Below are 962 nucleotides of genomic sequence, written 5' to 3'. Positions count from 1 at the left end.
CCCGTATCTATCGTTGTGCCATCTGCCAAATCTTCAAAATCCTCAACCCATGGTAGGTCTGTTGGAATTGCAATTACATTAATCGTTGAATTAGAAACAAAATTCCCATCAGTAGTTGTTACCGTAATTACTGCGACACCTTCACTATTTGCCGTAACTTCTCCGTTGATGTCTACGCTAGCTACACTGGCATCGCTTGTAGACCATGTAACACTTTGGTCACTTGCATCAAATGGTAAAACAGTAGCCTCTAACAACAATGTGGCACCTCCAATATTCATCGTAGCATCCGATGGACTTAATGTAATGCCTGTGACAGGGACAATCACTTCCTCAATGATAGTTACAATAGACGTGTCCTGGAAACCTCCGTCGGTAGTTGTTACCGTAATGGTTGCCTCGCCAACAGCTACTGGTGTTATAAATCCATTCTCATCTACCATAGCGACACTTTCATCGCTTGAAAGCCAAGATACCGAAGTGTCATCCGCATTGGAAGGATTGACCGTTGCGGTCAGTTGCTGAGAATTATCTCCCAGTTCAACCGATATTGTACTAGGCGATAATGTAACAGAGGAAACCGCAATAGGTACTGTAGGTGTCCCACTAACATTAACATTATCTATACTATAGGTCTCATCCAAGAAACTTACCTGTGTCTCCACTACCAGCTCCAAAACGCTGCCCGTAATACCTGATACCGTAAAGTTGGTCAAATCTATATTGCCCGTTACTGTACCGAATGGAATCAAGGAGCCACCATCCAACCTGTAAAAGACTTCTACATAGTCACTGTTCTCCTTTTTGTCGTCCAGATCATCGACATCTATTGATATGGTTACATTCTCGTGTCCCGTAATATCTATTGGTTCAGAGCTCCAAACGGCCGTGCTACCGCTACTGACCGATGACAGCAAGAGTGTTCCGCCCTGTACATCCCAGACACCCTGGTCAATTGACGT

At 44.2% G+C, this 962-nt stretch carries 1 protein-coding gene; it reads right to left on the bottom strand.

Annotated features, from left to right (window positions below; all coding sequences use genetic code 11):
- Positions 1 to 962 (bottom strand): Ig domain-containing protein (locus ACFWV9_RS16125; protein ID WP_411896260.1); only part of this gene is annotated, 962 nt, incomplete at both ends.

The sequence above is a fragment of the Winogradskyella sp. A2 genome (assembly GCF_046762865.1).
GTDB lineage: Bacteria > Bacteroidota > Bacteroidia > Flavobacteriales > Flavobacteriaceae > Winogradskyella.
The sequence above is the reverse complement of the archived record's forward strand: the minus strand, read 5'-3'. Positions and strand labels throughout refer to the sequence as shown.